The organism is bacterium, assembly GCA_041648665.1.
GTDB lineage: Bacteria > UBA10199 > UBA10199 > 2-02-FULL-44-16 > JAAZCA01 > JAFGMW01.
On the sequence record JBAZOP010000046.1, the window covers coordinates 1 to 22,091 of the forward strand.

Annotated in this window: 38 protein-coding genes; 12 read left to right on the forward strand and 26 right to left on the reverse strand. The window is 64.7% G+C overall.

The window, feature by feature from the left end:
• The 26 genes from WC683_12980 to WC683_13105 all read right to left on the reverse strand — a co-directional run.
• Window positions 1-603: hypothetical protein (locus tag WC683_12980; protein MFA4973520.1), on the reverse strand; the 603-nt coding region annotated here is incomplete at its 3' end.
• 3 nt (window positions 604-606) lie between these two features.
• Window positions 607-1,065: a hypothetical protein gene (locus WC683_12985; protein ID MFA4973521.1), complete on the reverse strand. Its 459-nt coding sequence runs from the start codon at window positions 1,063-1,065 to the stop codon at window positions 607-609.
• A gap of 6 nt (window positions 1,066-1,071) precedes the next feature.
• On the reverse strand, window positions 1,072-1,614 hold the full coding sequence (locus WC683_12990; GenBank protein MFA4973522.1) for a hypothetical protein: 543 nt from the start codon (window positions 1,612-1,614) through the stop codon (window positions 1,072-1,074).
• A 35-nt stretch (window positions 1,615-1,649) separates the two neighbouring features.
• Window positions 1,650-2,033 carry a hypothetical protein gene (locus WC683_12995; GenBank protein ID MFA4973523.1) on the reverse strand — a complete coding sequence of 128 codons (384 nt, stop codon included), beginning with the start codon at window positions 2,031-2,033 and terminating at the stop codon, window positions 1,650-1,652.
• 15 nt (window positions 2,034-2,048) lie between these two features.
• Window positions 2,049-3,089, reverse strand: coding sequence for a hypothetical protein (locus WC683_13000; protein MFA4973524.1), 1,041 nt, complete (start codon window positions 3,087-3,089; stop codon window positions 2,049-2,051).
• Between the two features lie 37 nt (window positions 3,090-3,126).
• Window positions 3,127-3,555, reverse strand: a complete 429-nt coding sequence (locus WC683_13005; GenBank protein ID MFA4973525.1) for a hypothetical protein — start codon at window positions 3,553-3,555, stop codon at window positions 3,127-3,129.
• A 43-nt stretch (window positions 3,556-3,598) separates the two neighbouring features.
• A complete protein-coding gene (locus WC683_13010; protein ID MFA4973526.1) occupies window positions 3,599-4,771 on the reverse strand; it encodes a phage protease in 1,173 nt (390 codons plus the stop codon).
• A gap of 407 nt (window positions 4,772-5,178) precedes the next feature.
• Window positions 5,179-6,633, reverse strand: a complete 1,455-nt coding sequence (locus WC683_13015) for a hypothetical protein (GenBank protein ID MFA4973527.1) — start codon at window positions 6,631-6,633, stop codon at window positions 5,179-5,181.
• 146 nt (window positions 6,634-6,779) lie between these two features.
• Entirely contained in the window at window positions 6,780-7,559 is a 780-nt protein-coding gene (locus tag WC683_13020; GenBank protein MFA4973528.1) for a site-specific DNA-methyltransferase, read from the reverse strand.
• Window positions 7,559-9,130 (reverse strand): hypothetical protein, encoded by a 1,572-nt coding sequence (locus tag WC683_13025; GenBank protein MFA4973529.1) that lies wholly within the window; start codon window positions 9,128-9,130, stop codon window positions 7,559-7,561. The genes WC683_13020 and WC683_13025 overlap by 1 nt, the downstream gene beginning before the upstream one ends.
• Window positions 9,131-9,352: 222 nt before the next feature.
• Complete coding sequence (locus tag WC683_13030; GenBank protein MFA4973530.1) at window positions 9,353-9,589, reverse strand: hypothetical protein; 237 nt, start codon at window positions 9,587-9,589, stop codon at window positions 9,353-9,355.
• On the reverse strand, window positions 9,589-9,825 hold the full coding sequence (locus WC683_13035; GenBank protein ID MFA4973531.1) for a hypothetical protein: 237 nt from the start codon (window positions 9,823-9,825) through the stop codon (window positions 9,589-9,591). The genes WC683_13030 and WC683_13035 overlap by 1 nt, the downstream gene beginning before the upstream one ends.
• 69 nt (window positions 9,826-9,894) lie before the next feature.
• Complete coding sequence (locus tag WC683_13040) at window positions 9,895-10,404, reverse strand: HNH endonuclease (GenBank protein ID MFA4973532.1); 510 nt, start codon at window positions 10,402-10,404, stop codon at window positions 9,895-9,897.
• Window positions 10,404-11,381 (reverse strand): hypothetical protein, encoded by a 978-nt coding sequence (locus WC683_13045; protein ID MFA4973533.1) that lies wholly within the window; start codon window positions 11,379-11,381, stop codon window positions 10,404-10,406. The genes WC683_13040 and WC683_13045 overlap by 1 nt, the downstream gene beginning before the upstream one ends.
• A gap of 314 nt (window positions 11,382-11,695) precedes the next feature.
• On the reverse strand, window positions 11,696-12,415 hold the full coding sequence (locus WC683_13050; GenBank protein MFA4973534.1) for a hypothetical protein: 720 nt from the start codon (window positions 12,413-12,415) through the stop codon (window positions 11,696-11,698).
• Window positions 12,416-12,419: 4 nt separating this feature from the next.
• Window positions 12,420-12,584, reverse strand: coding sequence for a hypothetical protein (locus tag WC683_13055; protein ID MFA4973535.1), 165 nt, complete (start codon window positions 12,582-12,584; stop codon window positions 12,420-12,422).
• Window positions 12,585-12,589: 5 nt separating this feature from the next.
• On the reverse strand, window positions 12,590-13,078 hold the full coding sequence (locus WC683_13060) for a deaminase (protein MFA4973536.1): 489 nt from the start codon (window positions 13,076-13,078) through the stop codon (window positions 12,590-12,592).
• 2 nt (window positions 13,079-13,080) lie between these two features.
• Entirely contained in the window at window positions 13,081-13,320 is a 240-nt protein-coding gene (locus tag WC683_13065; GenBank protein ID MFA4973537.1) for a hypothetical protein, read from the reverse strand.
• Between the two features lie 37 nt (window positions 13,321-13,357).
• Window positions 13,358-13,615, reverse strand: a complete 258-nt coding sequence (locus tag WC683_13070) for a hypothetical protein (GenBank protein MFA4973538.1) — start codon at window positions 13,613-13,615, stop codon at window positions 13,358-13,360.
• A complete protein-coding gene (locus tag WC683_13075) occupies window positions 13,605-13,835 on the reverse strand; it encodes a hypothetical protein (protein MFA4973539.1) in 231 nt (76 codons plus the stop codon). The genes WC683_13070 and WC683_13075 overlap by 11 nt, the downstream gene beginning before the upstream one ends.
• Window positions 13,832-14,134, reverse strand: coding sequence for a hypothetical protein (locus WC683_13080; protein ID MFA4973540.1), 303 nt, complete (start codon window positions 14,132-14,134; stop codon window positions 13,832-13,834). The genes WC683_13075 and WC683_13080 overlap by 4 nt, the downstream gene beginning before the upstream one ends.
• The gene (locus WC683_13085) at window positions 14,127-14,624 is read right to left on the reverse strand and encodes a hypothetical protein (GenBank protein ID MFA4973541.1); all 498 of its coding nucleotides are present in this window, start codon (window positions 14,622-14,624) and stop codon (window positions 14,127-14,129) included. Before WC683_13085 ends, WC683_13080 begins: the two co-directional genes overlap by 8 nt.
• Entirely contained in the window at window positions 14,621-14,983 is a 363-nt protein-coding gene (locus WC683_13090) for a hypothetical protein (protein MFA4973542.1), read from the reverse strand. Before WC683_13090 ends, WC683_13085 begins: the two co-directional genes overlap by 4 nt.
• Window positions 14,984-14,991: 8 nt before the next feature.
• On the reverse strand, window positions 14,992-15,690 hold the full coding sequence (locus WC683_13095; protein MFA4973543.1) for a hypothetical protein: 699 nt from the start codon (window positions 15,688-15,690) through the stop codon (window positions 14,992-14,994).
• A 33-nt stretch (window positions 15,691-15,723) separates the two neighbouring features.
• A complete protein-coding gene (locus tag WC683_13100) occupies window positions 15,724-16,155 on the reverse strand; it encodes a single-stranded DNA-binding protein (protein MFA4973544.1) in 432 nt (143 codons plus the stop codon).
• Window positions 16,156-16,199: 44 nt separating this feature from the next.
• On the reverse strand, window positions 16,200-16,415 hold the full coding sequence (locus WC683_13105) for a sigma factor-like helix-turn-helix DNA-binding protein (GenBank protein MFA4973545.1): 216 nt from the start codon (window positions 16,413-16,415) through the stop codon (window positions 16,200-16,202).
• 826 nt (window positions 16,416-17,241) lie between these two features.
• On the opposite strand from WC683_13105, the gene WC683_13110 reads away from it, so the two are divergent.
• The 12 genes from WC683_13110 to WC683_13165 form a co-directional block, all read left to right on the forward strand.
• A complete protein-coding gene (locus tag WC683_13110; GenBank protein ID MFA4973546.1) occupies window positions 17,242-17,481 on the forward strand; it encodes a hypothetical protein in 240 nt (79 codons plus the stop codon).
• Between the two features lie 66 nt (window positions 17,482-17,547).
• Window positions 17,548-17,895, forward strand: a complete 348-nt coding sequence (locus WC683_13115; GenBank protein ID MFA4973547.1) for a hypothetical protein — start codon at window positions 17,548-17,550, stop codon at window positions 17,893-17,895.
• 80 nt (window positions 17,896-17,975) lie between these two features.
• Entirely contained in the window at window positions 17,976-18,242 is a 267-nt protein-coding gene (locus tag WC683_13120; protein ID MFA4973548.1) for a hypothetical protein, read from the forward strand.
• A 399-nt stretch (window positions 18,243-18,641) separates the two neighbouring features.
• Window positions 18,642-19,043 carry a hypothetical protein gene (locus WC683_13125; GenBank protein ID MFA4973549.1) on the forward strand — a complete coding sequence of 134 codons (402 nt, stop codon included), beginning with the start codon at window positions 18,642-18,644 and terminating at the stop codon, window positions 19,041-19,043.
• A 79-nt stretch (window positions 19,044-19,122) separates the two neighbouring features.
• Window positions 19,123-19,476 (forward strand): hypothetical protein, encoded by a 354-nt coding sequence (locus WC683_13130; GenBank protein ID MFA4973550.1) that lies wholly within the window; start codon window positions 19,123-19,125, stop codon window positions 19,474-19,476.
• 38 nt (window positions 19,477-19,514) lie between these two features.
• A complete protein-coding gene (locus WC683_13135; GenBank protein ID MFA4973551.1) occupies window positions 19,515-19,742 on the forward strand; it encodes a hypothetical protein in 228 nt (75 codons plus the stop codon).
• A 105-nt stretch (window positions 19,743-19,847) separates the two neighbouring features.
• Window positions 19,848-20,093, forward strand: a complete 246-nt coding sequence (locus WC683_13140) for a hypothetical protein (GenBank protein ID MFA4973552.1) — start codon at window positions 19,848-19,850, stop codon at window positions 20,091-20,093.
• 214 nt (window positions 20,094-20,307) lie between these two features.
• A complete protein-coding gene (locus WC683_13145) occupies window positions 20,308-20,520 on the forward strand; it encodes a hypothetical protein (GenBank protein MFA4973553.1) in 213 nt (70 codons plus the stop codon).
• A gap of 47 nt (window positions 20,521-20,567) precedes the next feature.
• Window positions 20,568-20,927, forward strand: a complete 360-nt coding sequence (locus WC683_13150; GenBank protein ID MFA4973554.1) for a hypothetical protein — start codon at window positions 20,568-20,570, stop codon at window positions 20,925-20,927.
• A complete protein-coding gene (locus WC683_13155; protein ID MFA4973555.1) occupies window positions 20,924-21,307 on the forward strand; it encodes a hypothetical protein in 384 nt (127 codons plus the stop codon). Before WC683_13150 ends, WC683_13155 begins: the two co-directional genes overlap by 4 nt.
• 149 nt (window positions 21,308-21,456) lie before the next feature.
• Window positions 21,457-21,618: a hypothetical protein gene (locus WC683_13160; protein ID MFA4973556.1), complete on the forward strand. Its 162-nt coding sequence runs from the start codon at window positions 21,457-21,459 to the stop codon at window positions 21,616-21,618.
• 172 nt (window positions 21,619-21,790) lie between these two features.
• Window positions 21,791-22,091: hypothetical protein (locus WC683_13165; protein ID MFA4973557.1), on the forward strand; the 301-nt coding region annotated here is incomplete at its 3' end.

A 22,091-nucleotide genomic window follows, 5' to 3' on the forward strand; every position in this document is an offset into this window, starting at 1 on the left:
GCGCTCAAGGTTCGCTTCGGTGATGCGGAAGATCTCGCGCGGGTCCATGGGGTAGTAGTTCGAGCGGCCGTCGTTGAGGACGCCGCCCTGATCGGCTCCGCGTAGGCTGTCCCGTCGCGACCGCGGCCGCCCGACCCCGAGAGGATACTGCGTGTAGTTCGTGCCGAAGCTGAGGCGCTTGCGCATGTAGCGGACGTAGGGCGCGTTAATGCCGGTCTGCGAGCCACCCGTCAACTGCCGCCGCAGCTTCCCCGTCAGCTCCATGATCTTGCGGCCGGGGTAGTTGATGGCCTTCCACTGCGCGTAGCTCGGGAAGTACGTCGTCGTGAAGGACCGGCCCCCGCCCAGCCGGAACGTCCGCGTCAGCTTGCCATGAAAGCGAATCGGGCGCCGCGAGTTCTCTTTCCAGCGCGGCTCACCGTCCACGGCCCCCTCCGCATCGAAGACCTCCACCATGTTCTGCTGCAGCACCGCCAGCATCCGCGGCATCACCGGCCGGAAGTCCCGCGCGCGCCGCTGGCAATCGCGCAGGTACGCCCGCAGGGCCAGCCGCGCCCACGTCGCGGGGTTCCGGCTGATCGTGTTGATGCTGTAGTGGGGCACGGTCTACCACGTCTCCTGCTCGGTGGCCTGCGCTTCGACAGTCGGCAAGCCAAGGAAGCTCGGGATCGTCACCACGGGGTTCGTCGGCGTCTCCGCATCCGGGGCCTTGTGGGCCTCTTTCATCATCTGCGCCATGATCTTGTCGGCCCGCGACTCCAGGTAGTCGTCATACCACTTGGTACGCTCGTCACGTTCCACCTGGTTGCGGCTCTTGAGCAGCAGCGCCGCGGCCCGCATCGCGCAGATGTCCTTCGCCTGCGCATACAGCTCCGGGCTGACATCCCTGTCAATCGGGACCTTCACGTACCCGCGGACATCGTTCTCGAACTCCTTCTCCGCCAGCCCCTCGAAGGTCTGCAGCACCTTCGGGTCCGTCGGGCCCACGTCGAAGGTCTCGCCGGGGTTGAGGACCGCCGCCTGGTCCAGCCAGTACTTCACATCCTGCCACTCGGCATAGGCCACGGGCGGCTACTCCTCTCCGAGTTCATCGTCCTCGGCCGTCTCCGGCAACGCCGCCGTCGGTTCCACGGCTGGCGGCTCTTCCTGTGCCGCCGGGCGCCGCCGCTGCGTGTCCGCCTGCGGCTCCAGGATGCTCAGGTCCGGCGGCTCGACATTCCGGCCACCCTTGGGCACCGGCTCCCGGTTCAGCACGTCCGGGGTCCGCCGCACGTGTTCCGCCTGATACGCCGACAGCATGGCCGCGAGGTTGAGCGGCTTCTCCGTCAGCGCCGCGCAACTCTTCAGCTTGCGCACGTAGGCCAGCAGCTTGTTGAAAAAGTCGATCGCGTGCTGCGTGGCCTCGCGCTTGAACGCCTGGCGCGTGTACGACAACTTCTCCTCGCTCCGGTCGCGGTGGCTCTCGGCCCAGTGGATCAGCTCTTCCTTCGTGTGTAGCTTCACCAGGTGAGGCTGACCCCGCAGGCCACCAACCATGTCCTCCCAGAACGCGATGAACGGCCGCTTGTCCTCGGCCTTCTCGTCAACCTGCTCTTGCACTTGCTTGTTCCGCACATCCGCCAGCGTCGTCATGTTTCTGCTCCGTGTCGTTAGAGTTTGGCTACGCCAGTCAGCGACACCACGGCGGTTCCGGCGCCTGCGCCGGCCATGGTGATGCGGACATAGGGCGCCTCGGCTGCGAGCTGCATGATCGCCTTGCGAACCGTCGTCGCGCTCGCGGCGACGGTCACGCTGGCGACCAGTGTGTCCTTGGAAGCGCCGGTGAGATCAACCACCGGCACGGTGAACCACGTATCGTTGTCCTCCGACACCTCGGCGGAGAAGACGACCGCGGCGTTGGCCTGGCCCACAATCTCAGCCAAGAGCGTGAACCGCTCATAGCCGACGATGTGGCCCAGGCCAACTACGGTACTGGCGCCGCCGACGGCGGCGACTGCTTGGTCAAGGGACTGTTGGATGTCGAATGGTTCCATGACTCAGGCCCCTTCTTAGGTGGCGATGTCCAGGATGCCACTCGGCGCCGTGTAGGCGTCGCCATCCACGGAGCCATCCAGCTGCACAGCCACGCCCTGCCCCGGGCTCTGGATCGTCGGCGCACCGTAGCGCGTCGCCGTGCCCCACCACTTGTACTGGCTGTTGGGGATCGGGACTTCCTGGGTGAAGAGCAGGTCAACGGTCTCGGGCAGGTTTTCCGGCTTCCAGACCATCGGCTTTTCCTCGCCCAGGGCCATGTAGAGCGCGTAGCCGATGGGCACCCAGTCGGTCAGCAGCGTCGGCACGCCGGACAGCGGCATCCCGGGCTGGAAGCCGTACTTGATGAGCGCCCCGATGAACGGCATGGTCTGGTAGTAGTTCGTGGCCGAGATGGTCCCGAACTCCTGCTCGAAGAGCGTGCCTGTCGCGCTGTTGACGAAGCACACCACGCTACCGCCGGCGTAGCCGTGGTGGGCGATATGCCACTTGGCGAAGGACGACACTTCGGGCGTCAGGTTGCCGCTGTTGGCGAACACCACGTAGTGATTGTGGGACGAGGTGAACGTGTTGGCGCCGACCGGCGGGGGCGTCAGGTCCTTGTCGTAGAAGCCGGCCGGCGTCAGGGCCGTGCCGATGATGAACTGCTCGCACCAGATCTGGTCCGCCACGAGCGGCGCCATGGTCTGCTGCTGCAGCTTCGCGGCACTCATCCCATGGTAGAAAGCGTCCTGCGTCACCGCAGTGCCAGCCTGGAACTTGCGCGGCGGGTTGATGTCCAGCATGTAGCGCGGCGTGTGCTGCGGGTTGGGCGCGGCCATGTCGCGGCCGACTTCCTGCATTCGCACGCCGGAGGTCGCTACCTCGATCTGCGAGTCGAACGTGATCTCACAGAACATCTGCAGAAACTGCCGCGTCCAGGCCTTCCGCAGTTCAATGGACTCCTTGAACTTGATGATCTGCGGGTAGTCTGGCACGTAGTCGGACGTGAACGCCCCGTAGTTCGGCGCGACGCCGTAACTCGTGACATCCATCGGGGGCACCACTGCATCGGGCATGATCTTCCTCCTTCAAAGGCTGCCGAGTTGACGGCTGCTACGAGTTGGTCACGTGGGCGTCAGCCACGCTGAGGTCCGGGTCGAAGTAGATCTCGTCGTCGGCCACGTAGGACCGGCCAACGAGCTGTTCTGTGTCGCCGGCGGTGTTGCCGAAGGCGCCGGGCGTGTTGCTCAGGTAGACCTTGCCTGGTGCCGTCAGCCCGGTCAGGCTGCGGATCGTCCCGCGGTTGACGAACGTGCCCATGTCGCCATTGGCAAGGCGGCGCGTTGCGACACCGACACAGGGCAACTGCTCACTGCCGCTGGCCGCGCAGGCCAGCACCATGTGGCCCGCCGTGTTGATGGCGATGGCCTGGCCCTTCTCGATGGCGAAGGCCTCGCCAGTGCCGCCCGCACCGTCGTCGGTCTGGTCGTCGGCCTCGCCCACTTCCGCCGAGAAGACATTGTTGTCATCCGTGTAAGCCATGTCTGCGAACTCCTCTCCGGGCCCGTGGCCCGCGGTCGTTGGGTTAGCCCGGCAGCCCGGCGGTGGCAAGCGCCAGCTTGCGCCGCGCAGCACTGAAGGTCAGGCCGGCTTGCATGTGCCCGAGAATGGCGGAGTGGTCTTCGGTGCCGGGAATGACTTCGCCGGCCGCCACGGCCGCCGCCAGCTTCTGCTCTTCGGTCATCCCGGCGATGTCGGCCGGCACGGAAGCCGCGACGTGCAGCGCCGGCTTGTCGGCGCCGGGGGCAGGCACGGTCGGCAAGCTGCCGTTGTTGGCCTGCACCAGCGTCCAGTAGGCGTTCGCGTTCTCCGCATTGGCGGGGTCCACCTTGAAGGCAGCCGCCACCTGGATTGCCTCGGGAGCGATGGCCCGCAGGTCCGTCTGAACTGTCCCGTCAGGCAGCTTCGTCCCTACTGGGATGCGCACGGACTCGAACTCGCGCATCGCCGCATCCAGCCGCGCCTGAGCCTTGGTCGCCTCAGACTCGGCCAGCAGCACCTCGACCTGCTTCTGCAACTTGTCGTAGTCGCCGGCCTTCTCGGTCAGCTCGGTGATCTGCGCCAGGAGACCAGCCTTCTCGGTCTCCGCGGCTGCCAACACCTCGGCCTGCTCCTGCTCCCAGGTGGCCTTAGCCGCCGCGATGGCTGCGTCAATCTGCGCCTGAATGTCTTCGGGCATGGTCGCCATCTCTCCTTCGTTCGGAGTATCGGTAGCGGCTGAAGCCGCCGTTGCTTCCTCGGGTTCGGCTTGCGCCACAGAGGGCGGCTGAGCCGACGCCAACACCATCTGCGGCTGCCCCGTGAACTGCGGGCTATCCGTCAGGGCCCCACTCAGCAGCGCGTTGCCCACGCCCCACACCGGGTCTACGCCCTCGCCCACAACGAACCGCGGGCTTACGAATGGCAACGCCTCCACGATCTCGGGCTTGAGGCCCAGCGGCGTCGGATGGTACATACCCCACAGGCCGTCCGCGTCCAGCTCAATGTCTCTGATCCAACCGAAGGCCCCCGCCTCGTTGCGCGTGTGATCGGCCAGTTCATTGACCGGCGCGCCCGTCTGGGGGTTGTTGGGATGCCCCTCCTGGAAGTGCCGCAGCATCTCCTCCAGATACTCGCGCTTGATGTCCACCGGCGCGACCTTGTACTGGCCGGGATGCTCGGGATCTGGGACTTGCAGGTAGAAAGTGCCGAGGGGCACGAGGGGGATGCGCGTGGGAGAACCGTCACGACTCAGACGAACCTGGCTGAAGGAGCCGATGATCTGGCCCTGTTCGTTGCGTCGAAGCCATGCCTGCGGGTAGGCCACCGGTCACTCCAAACGAAGAGGCGCAAGCACCTCGGGTGAGGCCCTTGCGCCATCAGGGCGACCAGCGCGTTGCTCGTGGCTTGCGCCTCGCTTGCTTGCTACCGCGGGAGGGGCCTGCTTTGAGCAGCACCCCTCCCGTTCCGCAAAGGAGGCGCATCAGGGCGAAGAAGCGGCGCTGTGAGCTTCATTGTGCGTGCCCCCCTCCGGCCAGAGAGTGAACACGCCTATCGCCTTGGCAGTTAGTCTAGGCACGACTGTACAAGTTTGTCAAGGCCCATGCCGAAATGTCGGGTAGATATTTACTGCTGCCGTGCCCCGCCGCCTGCTGCCCCGGGCGTCTCCGCCAGAGGCAGTTGCAGGTTCCCGCCTGCGTTCGCACCCTGCTCCGGCGTCGCCACAACAGGGGCCACCGAGGGCGGCGCTTCCGGCCCCACCGAGGCCCCCGGGCGCACCCCCATCGTCTCCTGCCACTCGGCCGCCAGGTCCGGGGGAACCCCGCCCGGCTGGTCCTTGTACCAGACCTTCAGCGCCCGCGTGTACCGCTCCAGATCCCGCACCGCCACCTTGCCGTGCTCCAGCGACGGCAGCCGCTTCGCCGTCGAGCCGTTCATGCGCGCGAAGTCCGGGATGGCCTCGGCATTGAACCGATGGCAGAGCCAGTCGGCGATGCCCTCCAGGATGCACTCCCCGAACCAGGCGCCACCCTCCCGGGAAAGCGCGTTGCTTCCCGATGAGCCGCCCTGCGAGAGCACCACGAAGCCCGTGCCGAACACATCGTGGATCGCCTCGGTCTGCCGCTGGATGTGACTCTCGAACGGCACGGAGGCGTCTCCCAAGTCGAAGGTCTTCAGTTCCCAGCCATACGGGATATACCCGCCGCTGTCCTGCGCTGTCGCGAGCCGCCGCATGAACGCCACCACGGCGTCGGCTTGGTCCTGGACGATTTCCTCGCCCTCCGGCGCCACGGCATAGGGCACGCCGCACGCCTGCCGCTTGATGCGCACGCCGGCGTACCGCTGGTAGTCGTCCTTCTGGCAGTACGCCCGGTAGGCCCTGCGCAGTCCGCCGAGGCCCTCGGGGTCCCCGCCGTCGTCACACCACGACCACAGCAGGATCTCGTCGCGAGCGTAGTAGACGTATCGGGGCTCCATGGTGCGCGGGTCCATGCCATAGGCCACGAGGCCAATCGCATGACCCTCGCTGTCGAAGTCCCACTGCCAGACCGTGCTCGGCAGACGCGGCGCCAGCTCATGCCAGCCCGTGAACGACTTGCCGCCGGTCTCCATGAGGCCGGTCTTCTGGTACTGCCAGGCGAAGCCCTCGAAGAACGCCAGCGAAGCCTCTCGGATCACAGAAGAGAAGGGCCGCGGCGGGATGTTGCTGCCGGTCTGGTACTGGCCGAGGCCGTCGTGGATGTTCCACTCCAGCAACTCGGCGAGTTCCTCGTCGTCCCCGGGGAGTACGTGGAAATCCGTCATCGAGAGCGGAAGGGTGATGAGCAACTCGGAAATGCCGACGGCCGGCTCACTGCGGCGCATCTCCTTGAACTTGGTCATCCGCGATTGGATGTCGGAGAGTTCGGAGTTGTATTCCTCGGTGACGCGGCCCACGCTGACGCCGAGGCCGGTGTTGCCGGCGGCGGAGGACTCGGCCGGGATGAGCATGGGGTTTGGGTTGGCGTTGCCGTTGTAGGCGTTGGCGAGGAGTTCGCGGCCAGCTTCTGTCTGCTGGAGGGCAGGGATGGTCTCGGGCATGACGACGTAGCGAGGTCCGGGGGCGGACTGGAACTGGCGGATGCCGAGGCCGCGCTTGATCTGCTGGAGGAAGGAGTCGGCCATGGTGGGTCGCCTCGCCGTCGGGTTAGTGACTTTGGCCGGGAATGGTATTCCGTGGTGGGAGGTTAGTCAAGCATCAAGGTCGGCAGGGGATCACGCTTCGGCTTCTCCTCGAACTCTAGGCGCGGCTGACTGGCGGCGGCTTCGACGCGGCGGCAAGCGATGTCGAAGTAAGCGGAGTTCTCTTCGATGCCTATGCCGCGTCGCCCGCACCTCTCCGCTACAGCCAGCGTCGTTCCCGACCCGAGGAACGGATCCAGTACGATCCCATCCGGCGGGCATGATGCAACGACTGGCCGAAGAGCTATTTCTTCAGGGAACGGACAGGGATGTTCCGCCCCTCGCTCTGCCGCAATTCTCCAGACGCTCAACAAGTCATCGTGGCGCGCATCCCAATACTGCGGTCGGCCAAAGGCGAACAGATATTCATTCGACGTGGCAAATCTGCGCTGATTGAATGTTGTAGCCCCTCCCTTGTCCCAAACTACTTCAGCCCACAGAGGGAACTCGCCGAGAATGTGGAGGGGATGGATGCCAACCCCTTCGCGGTATCGCGTCTTATGGTTCACCCACACCAATCCGCTACAAGTCCTAAGTAACTCCCGCACAATGCCCTGCAACCATGCCTGATATTCTTCCTCGGGCATTGTGTCTGCATACCCGCTGCGCGTCTTTGCCATCCACTTGTCACCTGGCCGATACGTGCGCGGTGCCTTGTCGTTCGTGAGTGTGTTATATGGCGGAGAAGTCATTGCACAGTCGCACATCCCCGAGTCCATCCCACGCAGTACATCTGCGCAGTCCCCGAGGATGAGCCGCTGTCCGCCGATGATCTCCTCGCGCATCAGTACACCTTCCGTTCCGGCTCCACCTTGCCCAGGCTCACCACGCCGCTCTTCACCGTCCCGTCGCCCTTGATCGCATGGCGCGGCATGACCGGAAGCAGACTCATCATCCCCGCGTCCAGCACGTCCGGGTACTTCCCCCGCCGCTTCGCCGCCTGCGGGCTCTCCATCGTCCGCGCCTTCGTCACCCTCGGGTGCGAAGCCGTCCGTAGCGCGTCCCACAACTTCGGCGTCTGCTCCCGCACAACAACAACACGCCCATTCTCCATGATGTGCTTCGCCCCGCTCACCAACCGCTTTCGTGGCACACACGTCCAGATCAACCCTGGCTCCGAAGCATCCTTGCGCTTGTTGTACTGATCGCCGCCCGTCATGTTGATGGGACGGATCGTTTTCTCAGGCAAGCCAACATCCATGAAGTGCTTCCGCAGGTAGACGACGAAGCTGGGATCGTAGGTCCCGTCAACATTCACGTTGCCGCCCCACTGCTCCCACAGCTCGGCGATGCGCACCTTCTTCTCCTGTGACCCTCGGGGCAGGATCTCCTCATACACCGGCTGCGCCGGCCGTGCCGTGATGTCGCTCGTCACCCACGTCGCTTCATCCTGACCAGGGCCGCTGTTGTCCACGGCGCTACTGTAGCGATGACCCGGCAATGGCTGAGTACCCAGCGGCACCGCCGCATCCGCGAACCGCTTCAGCGCGGTCATGTCGAAGACAGGGGAACCCTCGCCTGCAACCTTCAACCCCTGCTCGATCATGTAGTTGTCCTCGCCCATCCAGGCAATCTCGGCGTCGCGATCATGCCCCGGCACGAGGTCTTCAGAGCGGTAGGACAGATGGATCGCATTGCCCGGTGGGTTCTCACACATCTCGGTGAAAGGATGCGCTGCGTAGGTGGGCGTGGAGACAACCCAACCCGGCGGCTTCGGGATGCGGATGAGCATGGCATGGGCCGCCCGAAAGACCTCCTCCAAATTCCCGATTTCCCCTGCTTCTTCGATCAGGAATGAGTTGCCATCGTAGCCGCGCACAGCCCCGCCGGTCGTCGGGTGAGCGAGGGCGCTGTTGAATGCGATGATGTCCCCGCCACCACCAGTCCGCGGGTTGTACTTCACCTCGTCGTTGCCGGCCTCGGGATCATGGCCGCGCAACCAGCGGCGGGAGGCCGCACGCTTGCCATCCTCGCTCGTGGACAACGCAAGCTTCACCTTCCGCAGCAGGGCCTTCGACTTCTTCTCGCTGTCGGAGATCAGGTGGAAGTGCAGCGGATACCCCTTGCCCTCGATGTAGTAGAGCAGGGCGTGGGCAACCGCGAACAGGAGCGCCGTTGTGAAGCCCATCTGGCGCGACTTGTCGATGATGAAGGTGCCGCCTTCCCAGAAGTAGCGCATCACGTCTTCCTGGTAGAGCCACGGCTCGAAGACGGAGATTACGGCATCCTTGCGTTCGACCTTGGGCTTCATGTCGCGGACCCAGGCCACGGGGTCGGTCTTGTACGACGGGAGTCCGACCGCGGGGACGCCGGACGGGAAGGCACGCTTCACGATGTCCGCGAGGGATTCACTCACTGCTCATCTGCCTCTCAAAACCATCTCGTAGTTCATCTCGCAACCTGTCTGACGGAGGCCGTTCTATCACGCGACCGGAAGGATTGCAGGGCACTACACTACGGCATTCCGGCCAATGTTCACACCCGTAGAACGGACCATTGCGCCCAGCCACCAACTGCATCGCGCCATTGCATGTCGGGCACTTTAGGTCAGTCCGCTCGTGCTTCCGGTGAAGTACCCTCATGGGTTCGCGCCATTGACGTTCATCCCCGCCCATACCTTCATTGCATCAGTCTCGGTTGTCGGCTCTGAGATGACCGGATCGCAGTCACAATACCCACCCTTGTAGATACTACAAGTGTCATCGTGAAAAACGTGGATGTGCCGGACCTCACCAACGCCGACCGGGGATGCCGCCGCCTTAGCTTCCACCAACGCGCAATAGTTGTGCCGTCGCGGATCGTGCTCTTCGTCCATTACGCATCACCGCGCTCAAACACACCATCCAACAGCCGCTTTGCCCGTTTGCATCCCGCGCACGTCACTGGACCACCCACCGGGCTGATTTGCTCATCACGTTCAAACACGATCTCTGGCAATCCGCAGAGCGGAACCCACATGCCAGGTTCATCAACGCCCGGTGAAAAAACCACCGCATGTCGCTGTCCTTTGTTGCCGATCCGTACTGTCAATACGTCGCCTTGCTTTGCCATTTCCATTTCCTCCATCGTTCTTCAGTCTACCCAAACGGCGCATGATCTCCGCTAGGCTCTCGGCGCTACTCATGGTCGGCCATCCTGCTTGTCCAGCCACGCCTGAATGCGTCCCGCAACCCGGTACTCACCGTCTGCGAACTCGATCACGCCCATGCGGATCAGGTCGTAGGAGACGCCCTGTAGTTGGCTGTGAAGCCTCGTGTGAACCGTGTTGTTCTCCATCACGAGCAGGTTGTCCGGGTCAAGGTCGGTCTCGTCGCCGTTGATGTGATGCACGACCTCTTCCCGTGTCAGATAGCGCCCGTGAGTCTTCTCGGCGACGAGGCGGTACTCGGCGACGTAGCCGTGGCAATCGGCGCCTGGATGTCCCGGTGATCTCACAAGCATGTGGTTGCGATGCCGACGCCTGCCGCCGGTCCAGCTCGGATGCTTTTCCAGCACGACGCCCGCGAACTGATGCGACTTCGCACAGAAGACGCTGCAGAATCTTCCCCGGTTGGGCCTGTTGTCTTTGCGCGGGGAGAATGACTTGCCGCACTTGGCGCAAGGGCGAGATTCGAGGTAGGTGTGTCCCATCACTCACTCCTCTCCTTCATCCAGGCTTCGTAACCACGCCGAAATGCGTCCAACCACGTAAGCTGCACAATGGGGAGTCCAGCCGTTCCCGAGGGTGCGGAGCTTGTCGGTTCGCTCGGGGACTCCGGTGGCGAGGGGCGGGATGCCCGGCCCCGGCGGCCACGAGGCCCACCAGTCGGCGCAGGCAGATCCAGCCAGCGGAGAGGCCAGCCCATCATCCAGGCCACGAAGGTCGGGTTGAGGGCGGCTGCCGTCCGCTTCCCCGTCTGCGCCGCCATCTGGTCGTTCAGGTTGCGGCTGCGTTCCGTCCCCTCCCACCGATGCGCTTCCCCACTCCGGTAGTCCCGCGCCTGCGGAGTTGCCAGGATCGTTGACCTCAGCCCGCCCTCCCCCGGCCGCTTGCTGCCCTTGCTCGTCCGCCCGCCCGTCGCGTCCGCCACGTTCGGGGAAGGGAGCAGCGTCTTCTGCAGCGTCGTCGCCAGCGAAGCCGACCGCGCTGCCGTGTTCATGCCCGCCCCCTGTGCGTGGTGGTCGCGCGTCGCTGGTGTTGGAAGTAGCTTCGCTGCATGGTGCAGCATCATCTGTCTGCCATCCTCCCGGCTCGCCGCTCCGCCGCTCGACTTCGCGTCCTCCGCAGAAGACGTCGGCAACCGCTGGAGCACTTGCGTCAACCCCTTCTGCATCACCCGCCCCGTCTCCGCGTCGTACCAACGCTGGTTCCCATGTTCCGGCTCGTTCCCGTCCTTGTCCAGCGGGGTACGGTTCGCCCAACCCGGTTCCTGCGCCGCCGGGGTAGGCAACAACCCACACCCGCTCCCGCCGATGATTGGCTCCCACATCCGAAGCGGCCACAACTCCCCACTCAGCATCCCACCCGTCCTCGGCAAGGTCCCACAGAACTCGTTCGAGTCCTCCTCGAAGAGAGATGAACCCGCGCACGTTCTCAATGAGTGCGACTCGCGGTCGTATCTCGCCAAGCACCCGCCGGAAATCCGGCCAAAGATCGCGCTCGTCCGCCTCCCCGAGTTGCTTCCCCGCGCAGGAGTAAGGCTGGCACGGGATGCCACCAAAGACGAAGTCAATGATCCCTCGCCACGGTCTCCCGTCGAAAGTCCTTGCGTCGTCCCACAGGAATCCGGGTTCGAGGTCCCCTGCCCGCATTCGCTCGTGCAGCACTCGCTGGCAGAACTCATCCCGTTCGATGTACACGAGAGTCCGAGCGAAGCCGCAAGCCTCGAAAGCCGCGCTGCCAATTCCCGATCCGGCGCAGAAATCCAAGCCATTCAGCACCTCAGTCTTCGCCTTCATCGTCTTCTTCCGTCAACACCGACTGCCCCTGCACCCGTACCCCCTCGGCCTCCACGAAGTCACCCAGCAGGTCCTTCGCCATCTCCTCGCCCCACTTCTCCGTCACGTGGGCGAAGAAGCGGCGCGTCACCGCGGCCTCGATCTCTCGGCGCTCGTTGTCCGAGACCCCGCCGAACTCCTGTAGCTCCCGGATCTTGTCGTACCCACGCTCCAGGATGCCCTCCAGCATCGCCAGCGCCTTGACGGCCTCCGAGGTGCTCTTGGGCCGCAAGGCCCCGAGGCGAACCTCGTTGCCGGCACGGTCGTACAGGACGCCGACGGGTTCGCGTGTGTCATCACCCTGAGGCAGCGGCTCCGCGAATAGGTCGACCCCCGAGATCGCCGTCAGTACGCCGCCCAGTTGCGCCTCGGCGGCGCGCACAATCTCGACGTGCAGGCGCAGTTCGCGATCCGCCCCCGCGGCGGCCTGCTGTGCCATCGCAAGGCCCTCGGCGTCCTCGAGTCGCACCTGCTCCCAGTCGCGCCCGTCCGGCAGGCCCTGCTCCTTCCAGTGGGCGGCGGTCGCCAATGAGAGGCCGCAGTCCTTGGCGGCTTGGGCGAGGGGGTCTTCGCAGCGGCCGTGGTGGGCGATCCAGAGGCGGCGGACGACGCCGGGCATGTCGGCGCCGGGCTGGCGGCCGGCGGTGCGGGCAAGCGCGGTCATGTTCTCATCTCCGTTTCCGTGTCGTCTTGCGCCGGCGGGCCACCCGCTCCGGCAGCGCCCTCAGGCTCCGCGTGTGCCGCTTCCACTTCGCGTAGGTGCCCTTCGGCAGTCGCCCCTGGTGCTCCAGCATCGCGATCTTTCGCGCCTGGCTCCGGCTCCTGAACGGCATGGGTATCAGCCTCCGTCCAATTCGAGTTCGTCAATCTCCACGACCTCGATGTCGCTCTCCGCCAGTAGTTGCCCGCTCAGTTCGTCGTACACCGGCTGCTGCAGATGCACGAGCCGCGAGACCCCGGCGTTAATCATCATGCTTACGCACCACTTGCAAGGGCGGCAGCAGTAGGCGTACATCGTCGTACCCTTGGTGGCGATGCCGTTGCGGGCCGCCTGTAGCAGCGCGTTCATCTCGGCATGGACCGCCGGGCAATGCTCCAGGCCATCGCCGGAGGCGAATCCCATCTCCTTGCGGCGGCAGGGCTGCGTGGGGTCCTGGCAGAGGCTGCAGCCACGCGGCGCCCCGTTGTACCCCTCGGACACGACCGACCCGTCATTGACGAGCACTACTCCGATCTGCCGACTGGAACACTTACTGCGCTTGCCGACTTCCCGCGCCGACCACATGAACTGCAGGTCCTTCTGGTGCTGCTTATCGCTCGTTGACATGGCTACCCTCCGTCCTGGTGCCGCTCGACGATCTCCCGCAGCAGCACGCTCGCCGTCAGCCCCTTCTCCTCGGCCTCCTGATCCAGCAGGTCCGACCGCCACTCCTCCAGCGCGAACGACCGCACCTTCGTGTACTTCGCCTCCTTGACGATCCGCGGTTTGCCCTTGTGGCCCCCCTTCTTCGGGCGCTTCGGCTCGCCGGGCAGCACGTTCGTCGTCTCCATCGTGTCCGTCGCCGACATTCTACTCCACCTCCGTCTCGTGTAAAGACTCGTCGCCCTACTCTTCGTCCGTCGGTACAGCCCGACCCCATCGCACTCCGGCCCAGAAAGCCATCCTCGCCAGCGACAGGGCCGTCGGCACGATCCCGAACAACTGCAGCCCCGGCACCATGCGCGTCATGGCCGCGACGAGGGCCTCCTGGATCGGCTCCGGCGGCAGGCCCTTGAGCGAGCTGCCGGGCTCGAACTCATTGAGCATCTCCCGCACAATGTCGCGCATCTCCGTGTCCAGCAGCGCCTGCAGGTCAGCCTTCATCGGCCTTCGTCTCCTCCGTCGCCGGCTCGTGATACCAGCAGTTGCCCACCATCGGGACACGCCAGTGGCTCTCGCGCTTCGGGTGGTCGCACAACACGGGCCGCTTCCCGTTGTAGAGCCAGCCGAGCCGCACATGCGCGCAGTCGGCGCAGCCGAAGACCCCGACCGGGCCCGGCACCGTCTCAGTTGTGCGCGCCACTGTCGTTGCCACCATGCTCACAACCTGTCTCCCGTGAAGGCAGCATACTCTGCCTGCCACTGGCCCACCGGCATGAACACGCACCCGATGCTCTCGTACCAGATCCAGCAGCCGCCGGCCTCGTGGGCCAGCACCGCCAGCCGGTACGCCGTCTCGTCATGGCACCCCGCCCGCATCATCCAGCGCCACAGGTTGAACTCCAGGCCCATGAGCCAACCGGCACAGCACTCGTCCTCGGAGATCTGCGACATGAGCGCCCGCAGTTCGTCCGCCGCAGCGTTGGGGCCGTCCTGCCACCACCGGAAGCCCTGCTCAGTCATGGCTTGCCTCCTTCGCCCGGCACTCCGGGCACGTCCACGGTTCGGGACTCCCCATCAGCGCCCCGTCGTTCTCCGCCTTGTCGCACACCGAGCAGAACCGCGTCGGCCGACTGAAGCGCTCCTCTGTCTCCAACCCCGCCAACTCCGAGGCCAGGGTCTCTATCTTCTCCCCGTCCCATGAGAACCCGATGATGATCGCCGGGGCCATTTGCGGGCAGACCACCTTCACGTTCGCCTTGATGAGACACCGATACCGCTCTGCGGCCACGCGGTACTCTAGGCAACGCTTCTCGGCCTGTTCCGCCCGCGCCCACGGGACCTGCGCGTACTCGCGTCCGTCTGGCCCAAGTCCTATCCCGCATGTCGGGCAGAAGTGCCATCCCTCAACGCCGACCCAATTGTTCTCGCTGTTCATGTTCCACCAGCGCACCTCCCACATGCCAATGTACTCGCTCCACCTGTGGCAGTTTACCGGCCCCGGGTTAGTCATGGCTGGCCTCCGCGTTGAGCATACTCCACCATCGCCTTGGCCGTAGCCCTGTTCCCTGACTCGCCATCACCCAGCTCCAGAAATTGCTTGGGAACCGCCATCTGGCGCAGCATCGTCTTGTGCCATACGTCAGTGATTCGCTGGAAGTGCTCAGCCATCGAGGCCACAGCCTTCTCCATGCGGTTGCAACCAACGATCAGCGATTGCATCGTCCATGAGCATCGGCGGTAGTACGCCACCAGATCAGCAGCTGAACCCTCGGCATCCCGCCGCGTCCGGGCCTCCACGCTCGTCGCGAACTCGGGCACCTCGCAGACCCACCGCAACCGACCATTCGTCACTGTTCGGTACACGGCCATCGTTGCCATCACTCCTCGACCCCGAAGGCCTCGCCCATAGCGAGGCGTCGCCGCCAGCACTCCTGCACGTTGGCCTTCGTGCGCTCGTCATCGCCGATGGCCATAGGCTCGCCGAAGCCGATGTCGCATCGGATGGACCCTCCTCCGGTATCACCTTGGCCCGGATCATTGTCGTCAAGGAACTGGACCACCGCACACTTGCCGTCCTGCTCGTACTCACATTCCCACCAGCACTTGCCTCGGCACGCCGTCGCGCATGGTCCCTTCGCCGACTGCAGGCCGATCTTGATCTCGTCCACATGGTGCCCGACCCACTCCGGCTTGCCCGGGGCAGGCTTCGGCTCCGTCTTCTGACGCCCACCCGTGATCCACTCCGCGTACTCGGCCGCTTGGCGCGCCGCATCAGCCCGCGTCGCGCCACGGAACTGGCGGCGCGCATCCAATGCCGTTCGCGTGAAGTACACGTGCTGGCCATGGCTGTCGTAGTCGTACCCCCACGAACTGAAATTGCCCCGTTCCCGCGCCCAGATCAGAACGCCTTCGGACTCTGCCCACGGGGGCACGTCCTGCGTCCGCCGCGACGCCTCCGCCGCCAGCCGGTCGTACTCGCCCTGCGTCAGCACCACCAGCGCCTCCCCCTCGTCGCCCTCGAACGCCACGTTCTTCAGCAACGCCTCCATCTGCTCACGGCTGAACTGCACAGCCATCGGCCAACACCTCCGTTTCGATTGCCCCCCGCCCTAGTCGCCCTCGCCCCCGAAAAGGTCCTCCTCCACGTCCGCCCCTTCCCCTGCCCCCGCCGGGTCCGGCTTCCACGCCTCGCCCTTCCCCGCCCGCCGCCGCTCGCTCTCCACCCGGCTCTCCAGGAACCGCACGTTGTTCGCCACGATCTCCACGACGTAGTTCTTCTTCCCGCCCTCACCACCCCACGACCGCGACTGGATGCGCCCCTCGATCCCCACCAGCATCCCCTTGTCGCAGTACTCGGCCACCAGCTCCGCCGTCTTCTGGTAGCACACAATGGTCAGCCAGTCCGTCTGCCGTTCCCCGCCCTCCGACTTCATCCCGCGGTCCACCGCCAGCCGGAAGTTCGCCACCGGCGTCCCAGTGGGCAGGTACTTCATCTCCGGCGGGCTCGCGATCCTACCCACCAAAACGACACTGTTGACCATCTGCCATCGCCTCCCGTCTCTGTCTCTCTCCCCGCTCTCGCCCCCTACGCCACGATCCCCAGTTCCTCCCGCGCCCACCCCGACAACGCCGCCCGCAATCTCCCCCGGCCCCGGTACACCCGCGACTTCACCGTCCCCACCGGCACCCCCAGCCGTTCCCCGATCGCCTCGTAGCTCAACTCGCCCACCGTCGCCAGCAGCAGCGCCTCCCAGTACTCCTCCGTCATCCCCATCCCCGCCGCCAACACCACCTCGTCCACCTACCCTGTTCATGGCTATATCTTTACTACCAACCCTCCCACCCTGTCAACCCCCATCCCCCTCCCTCAACCCTCCCAACCTTCCACTTCCCTAAATCTATATCACCACCTACCGAAATATAACACACCTGCGGTTTTTTGAGGGTATAAGTCATTGTGCGCGCGAGGCCCCAGAGAAAAACAATGCTTACTGGTTATATGGTTGAGTGGTTACGGAACGCCTGTTCGCCGAACACCTGTGCGAATTGGCTCCTGTTGGCTGCTTCTCCGTGGTACCTGCCAGGGCGCCGGCCATTCGGTGTTCCGTATTTGCTACATCTGGAAGACCAGTGGGGCACCTGCTGTACACCAGACGGCCCCCCGGCCCACTTGCACGACCGCGGGCGCCCTGATCGTCACCTGAACGCGCGGCCAGGTACCTGCAACGGCCGGATCACGTCCACCAAAGGCAGTTTCAACTACCCCCGCGCGCGCGCACACGCGTAAGGTATCTAGTACCCCTAGGGGGAACGGCCGTTGCCGTAGGCGTCTGGGAGGAGGTTGCTAAGTATTATATAGCCAAGCCTGTTACTCTTCTCAGCCGTAGAAGTTGTATGCGTGTGCAATCAGGTCTGTGGGAGGAGGAGCAGTGGAAAGGCAACGGCATACGTCAAGGGCATACGTCAAAGGCCTTTGGTAGGAGGTAGTAGATACCTTGGCGCGCGCATGCGCGACCGTAAAAGTATTTTACTACGAGGATACGTAGTTTTATCTTACCCTATTGACAAGGGTTTTATGGGGTAGTATGGTAGGGGCGTGGACGGGATAAAAGAGAAGAGAAGGTGGCATGATGGCGAAGCGAAGCGCAACGGTCATAGCGGTATTCAACGTACTGAACCCCTCCCCATTCCACGGAGGGCGCGAGGGTTTCCTGCAGGAGGGCGAGGAGGGCCGCGGGGCTCCGACCACTACCCCGAGGGCCGCGGAGGCGACGCAGTATGACGGTTATGACCTACACCGCGCGCAGAGCCGGGCGAAGGCGCTCTGGCCCACCTATGAGTTCCGGCCGGTCAACGTCAAGGTGTGAGCCCAGACTCGGCCGTGGGGAGGCGGCCGGACTGTGGGTTCACCAAACGCGAAAGGGTGTTTGACTATGATCATCACGCACAGGAACATCGCAGAGGTTCGGGAGGCGCTATCGCGGGAACTGCGGTCTCACGACCGGCCCGGGTATATCGCGGGCCCGGAGGACGTATCATGCAAGTGGCGGGAGACCGTAACCCTTGAGTTCCCAACAGGGGAGCTCTGTGATGACGGCCTGAAGACCTTGGCTCTGACCGGAGGGGCGAGGGCATTCCCCGTTCCCCTGACCGGCAATGAGGGCTTCGCGGCGCAGGGGTTAGAGGGCAAGGTCTGTGTTGACATGCCACTATGCCAGGCGCTCTGTCGCATGGACCTGTTGCCGAAGGGCCGAGGGCGCATCACGCGAGTCATTCTGTAGACACGCGACCATGACTCCTGCAGGTGTGGTGGGGTTCCTGCAGGTGTGACGGCCGCACCAAACAGACGGAGGCGAAGATCATGCCAGTACTATATACGAATTATCAGCTTGACGAGGCGCGGGAACTCTACCCGTCGTGTTCGGTCGTGGCCATAGCGAACCACTGCAATTCTGCGCCGTTGTGTGACGCGCTTCGTGGCCACGGGTACAAAGCGGTTCGCCATATCCTGACGGCGCATGATACGGACTTCACCTATGCCGTGGCGGTAGAGGGCAAGCTGACGAAGAGTCAGGTGCGCGAGGTAGAGGCCTTCTGTAACGGGTACCTGACGGCGCGGCCGCGTTGAACCCAGACTCGGCCCTTGGTGGGGAAGGGCCGGAATGTGGGTTCAACGCAACGGAGGAAGATCACCATGAATCGCGCGCAGTGGCAGGAATGGTACCGTGGGCAAAGACGCTTCGGCAACGGCGCAGGTCATCCGTCGAATTGGTCCTACCGCGTTGAATACCTGTGCCTTCTGGCTGATGCGTTGCAAGCTGGCCAGAAGGGCAACGCGCCAAGGGCGTTGACTCTGCTTGCCTGCGCGCGGGTTTGGCGCGTCACTAGCACGGTTCCCTTCGCCTTGCGGCAGTGAACCTGCAACTTCCGCCCTCCTCCCCGACCTGCCGGCCAGAGGGACAGAGGGCAGAGGTGGCCGGTTCCGGCCTGAGTTGCACAATCGCACAATCCGAAAGGGTGTCTGATTATGGCGACAGTTTGCGACGAATGCCACAAGGCGATAGAAGTCCCCGAGGGTTCCGTCACCACGGGTTACGGCGTGGACAAGGAGGGCCGCAAGGTCTGCTTCTCCTGTTGCGCCGAACACGACAAGGCCACAATGGCCGAGGGGCAGGACCCTGTCCTATACCTGACAGAGCAGAAGAGCCCCGAGGGCAACGGGTTCCTGCGGCGCGCCGAGGTGTCGAATTGGCCGGGTTCCCTCAAGTTCCCCGCCGTGGTGGTGGCGCGCAGCAAGCAGTATACGCCGAGTGGTGGTCAGTACGATCGTGTCACGGCGCACTTCCGCGACCACCTCGGCCGCCCTTGGCGCATAGAGGTGCGGGGCGATATGCAGTGCGGCCGGAGTCGTCTGCTCAAGACGGCGTAACCGCAGAGCCCCAAGGGCCGGCGCTTGCCCGGCCCTTTCCTGTGCGGTTACACAATACCCGAAGAGAGAAGGCGTCACAATGCCACAAGCACGGCGCGTTGATTGGCTCAACGGTTTCGGCTATGACCTGATTAGCGAAGAAGGGACCTGGGAGATTCATCTGCCGTATTCCGAAGAGACGGGCAAGGGTTGGGGAACCCGCTTCACTGCTCACTTCTGCCCGGCCGGAGGGTTCGCGAACACGATCACGGGCAAGGGCCCTTCGGCAGAATGCGCTATGGCCACATCACGGCGCATCTGCCGCTTCTGTGATGGTGACGACGTGATGCAGGTTGCCGACACACTCTACAATCCCGAAGTCTATTGGTGCGCGAAGTGCGAAGAGACGTTTGACAGGTTGGGGAATCGCGTTCGCATTCGTATGCTGGTATAGGCGGCCGAGCACACATCCCGAGCGAGAGAAGGCAGATCATGCTTTACCCGCAGAGCGAACGCCAATGGTACCTGTCCTATCTGACCTTTCAGAAGGGCGACGAGGTGCGCGAGCACGAGAGTAGCACGAGTCTCGGGGCGGCGCTGAACATCATGCGCGAAGAGGCGCGCGGGTTCCGCCTCGTGGAATGCGAGGGGGAGAAGGAGGCCTATCTGCGGCGCATCATTGCAGACGAGGTGGCGCGCGGCACGCAGCTTTACCTGTAGTACCTGCGGCAGAGGCCTGCGGCCGGAACCCGCTTCCCCGGCCGCCACCTGTACCGCAGAGGCGCACAATCCGCACAAGGGGCAAGGCCCCGAGGAGTGTTCACAATGGCATTCGCAGTCGGCGACCGAGTCCAGTACAGTACCCGCTTCCTGTCTCACATATCGGCCCCGAGGGGCATTCATGCCAGTGACGGCAAGGGCACAGTCGCCGCCGTCAAGCCGACGGTGAGAGGTGGGCCAGTGTACCTGAAGATCACCTGGGACAAGCCCGAGTTGCACGAGTGCGGCGGTGCCCTTTCCTGCAACGTCGTCAAGCTGACGACGGCAAGCCCCGAGGGGGCGGCACAATGAGACAGGCACTCGACTCGCTGCTCGTGCTCCTCGGCGTCATGGCGGCAGAGGTCGTGGTGGTGGGCGGCACCTTCGGCTTGATATGGGCAGCGGCGCAGTTCCTGGCCCCGAGGTGAGGGGGAAGCCCCACAATGGGGCGCGACGTGGCACAGATGAGCACCACGGCCCGGCAACGGGCACAATAGCGGGGCGCGGCCCCGAGGAGGCAGGACAAGTGGCACGCAGAATCACAGGTGACAAGTACGGGCGGGAAGCGCGGGCGCGGGAAGACAGGGCCATGATGAACGTTCACGGCGGCGGACTGGACACAATCGGCATGAAACCCTGCCGGACCTGTGGCGGGTTCGGCGACCAGGGCGGCAAGTTCGCGAAGAAGGGCGGGGCGGCGGCTTGCCCGACGTGCCACGGCAAGGGCATGGCATTCTGAGACAACAGGCGGACCCGGGCGCGGCCCGGCAACACAGGAGGCAGATCGTGAAGACGCTATGCGACGAATGCCGCAAGGAAGCCGAATACAACGGGTGGACCAATTTCGCCACCTGGGGTGCGAAGCTCATCATGGACAATGACTCGGGGTTGTGGGATTTGGTGCGCGACCTGGCCCGCGAACATCGGGACAACAGCGCCGACCTGCAGGACGCCCTTCGCAGCCTGACGGAGGAACTGTGCGGGCTTGAAGACGGCCTCGGGGTTCCCCGCCCGAGTCTCATGGCGGCGCAACTCCTCGGCGCGGCCCTGTGTGAAGTGAACTGGCGCGAAATCGCGGAGTCGCTGCTGCAGGACCTGGCGGACGAGGAGCCGGAGGAAGACAACGGCGAGGGGGCGACCTCGTGAAACACCTCTTCGGCAACAACTACGGTCCCCGGCAGGTCGGCGGGCAGTGGCAGGTCTGGCTGATTGAATACGGGTGGAGTCCAGCAGTGCGCGGTGGGGACCTGCGGCCCGGCGACGTGCTCCGGTGCAACTACGGCGCGAAGGAACCCGTACTTGTGATTGAGCGCGAGACGGCGGCTACTGTGTGGCTGACGGTGGAGGATCAGGGCAAGGTATACCGGGGCATCCGCAAGGCGAAGACCGCCCTCGTGGCCGTGGCGTCGGCGCAGGCCCTCGGGGGCGAAGTGAAGGCCCTGCGGCCCGTCAAGTGTGGCGGGTGCGGCTACACCGGCTTCTGTGTGTGCAAACGCGAGACGGTCCCGGCAGAGGTCGCACAATAGAGGCCCGGTGCCTTCGTCCTGCGCCGGCTGCGATCACGAATGGAGCGCAGGGCAGTTCACGCTCAACAACGAGGGGTTGCTTGTCGGCTTGCAGGAGTAGAGATTCCGGAGGGGCTTATGCCCCCACAATCGCTCAGGAGGCGCGTACCATGTCACAGGTCAAGCTCAAGTTCCGAGTCCAGCATTTCGACCGCAAGCGGGCCGCACAGACGAAGCGGGCGGACCTCGCGAGGCAGCAGCAGCGGCGGGCCGTGGGGCGCGGGGTGCTCCCCGAGTGCCCGGCGGAGGACCCGCAGGAGGTGGCCGCGTGACCTCGCCCACCATCCGGCACCTGCAGGCCCGCTTCCTGCGCAACGCGGCGCACCTCGCGGGGGACCGGCGCGACCGAAGGCGGCTGCGGGCAGAGGCGGCGCGGTTGGAGGCAGGGCAGGTCGTATTGAGTACCCCGGAGTTTTCCGGGCAACACGACAACAGGAGATCACAATGCCAAACCTGATTATCACGAAGGCGGACTTAGACGAAACCGGGTTGTACGTCGGCGCGGCAGGCAATGTGGAGTGCGACGGCAGCATCATCATCGAGGCCGAATTGGGCACGGTGCGCTTCGCGGCATCGGTGAATGCGAAGGGACACATCGAAATCAGCGCCGGGTCGGGCATCAGCGCCGGGTGGGGCATCAGCGCCGGGGAGGGCATCAGCGCCGGGAAGGGCATCCGCGCCGGGTCGGGCATCAGCGCCGGGGAGGGCATCAGCGCCGGGGAGGGCATCCGCGCCGGGTCGGGCA

Coding starts and splice junctions, on each gene's coding strand:
- WC683_12995 (MFA4973523.1), bottom strand. CDS start 2,033: ATGGAACCATTCGACATCCAACAGTCCCTTGACCAAGCAGTCGCCGCC.
- WC683_13000 (MFA4973524.1), bottom strand. CDS start 3,089: ATGCCCGATGCAGTGGTGCCCCCGATGGATGTCACGAGTTACGGCGTC.
- WC683_13005 (MFA4973525.1), bottom strand. CDS start 3,555: ATGGCTTACACGGATGACAACAATGTCTTCTCGGCGGAAGTGGGCGAG.
- WC683_13015 (MFA4973527.1), bottom strand. CDS start 6,633: ATGCCCGAGACCATCCCTGCCCTCCAGCAGACAGAAGCTGGCCGCGAA.
- WC683_13020 (MFA4973528.1), bottom strand. CDS start 7,559: ATGCGCGAGGAGATCATCGGCGGACAGCGGCTCATCCTCGGGGACTGC.
- WC683_13030 (MFA4973530.1), bottom strand. CDS start 9,589: ATGGACGAAGAGCACGATCCGCGACGGCACAACTATTGCGCGTTGGTG.
- WC683_13035 (MFA4973531.1), bottom strand. CDS start 9,825: ATGGCAAAGCAAGGCGACGTATTGACAGTACGGATCGGCAACAAAGGA.
- WC683_13040 (MFA4973532.1), bottom strand. CDS start 10,404: ATGGGACACACCTACCTCGAATCTCGCCCTTGCGCCAAGTGCGGCAAG.
- WC683_13050 (MFA4973534.1), bottom strand. CDS start 12,415: ATGACCGCGCTTGCCCGCACCGCCGGCCGCCAGCCCGGCGCCGACATG.
- WC683_13055 (MFA4973535.1), bottom strand. CDS start 12,584: ATGCCGTTCAGGAGCCGGAGCCAGGCGCGAAAGATCGCGATGCTGGAG.
- WC683_13060 (MFA4973536.1), bottom strand. CDS start 13,078: ATGTCAACGAGCGATAAGCAGCACCAGAAGGACCTGCAGTTCATGTGG.
- WC683_13065 (MFA4973537.1), bottom strand. CDS start 13,320: ATGTCGGCGACGGACACGATGGAGACGACGAACGTGCTGCCCGGCGAG.
- WC683_13070 (MFA4973538.1), bottom strand. CDS start 13,615: ATGAAGGCTGACCTGCAGGCGCTGCTGGACACGGAGATGCGCGACATT.
- WC683_13080 (MFA4973540.1), bottom strand. CDS start 14,134: ATGACTGAGCAGGGCTTCCGGTGGTGGCAGGACGGCCCCAACGCTGCG.
- WC683_13085 (MFA4973541.1), bottom strand. CDS start 14,624: ATGACTAACCCGGGGCCGGTAAACTGCCACAGGTGGAGCGAGTACATT.
- WC683_13090 (MFA4973542.1), bottom strand. CDS start 14,983: ATGGCCGTGTACCGAACAGTGACGAATGGTCGGTTGCGGTGGGTCTGC.
- WC683_13095 (MFA4973543.1), bottom strand. CDS start 15,690: ATGGCTGTGCAGTTCAGCCGTGAGCAGATGGAGGCGTTGCTGAAGAAC.
- WC683_13100 (MFA4973544.1), bottom strand. CDS start 16,155: ATGGTCAACAGTGTCGTTTTGGTGGGTAGGATCGCGAGCCCGCCGGAG.
- WC683_13110 (MFA4973546.1), top strand. CDS start 17,242: ATGATGGCGAAGCGAAGCGCAACGGTCATAGCGGTATTCAACGTACTG.
- WC683_13115 (MFA4973547.1), top strand. CDS start 17,548: ATGATCATCACGCACAGGAACATCGCAGAGGTTCGGGAGGCGCTATCG.
- WC683_13120 (MFA4973548.1), top strand. CDS start 17,976: ATGCCAGTACTATATACGAATTATCAGCTTGACGAGGCGCGGGAACTC.
- WC683_13125 (MFA4973549.1), top strand. CDS start 18,642: ATGGCGACAGTTTGCGACGAATGCCACAAGGCGATAGAAGTCCCCGAG.
- WC683_13130 (MFA4973550.1), top strand. CDS start 19,123: ATGCCACAAGCACGGCGCGTTGATTGGCTCAACGGTTTCGGCTATGAC.
- WC683_13135 (MFA4973551.1), top strand. CDS start 19,515: ATGCTTTACCCGCAGAGCGAACGCCAATGGTACCTGTCCTATCTGACC.
- WC683_13140 (MFA4973552.1), top strand. CDS start 19,848: ATGGCATTCGCAGTCGGCGACCGAGTCCAGTACAGTACCCGCTTCCTG.
- WC683_13160 (MFA4973556.1), top strand. CDS start 21,457: ATGTCACAGGTCAAGCTCAAGTTCCGAGTCCAGCATTTCGACCGCAAG.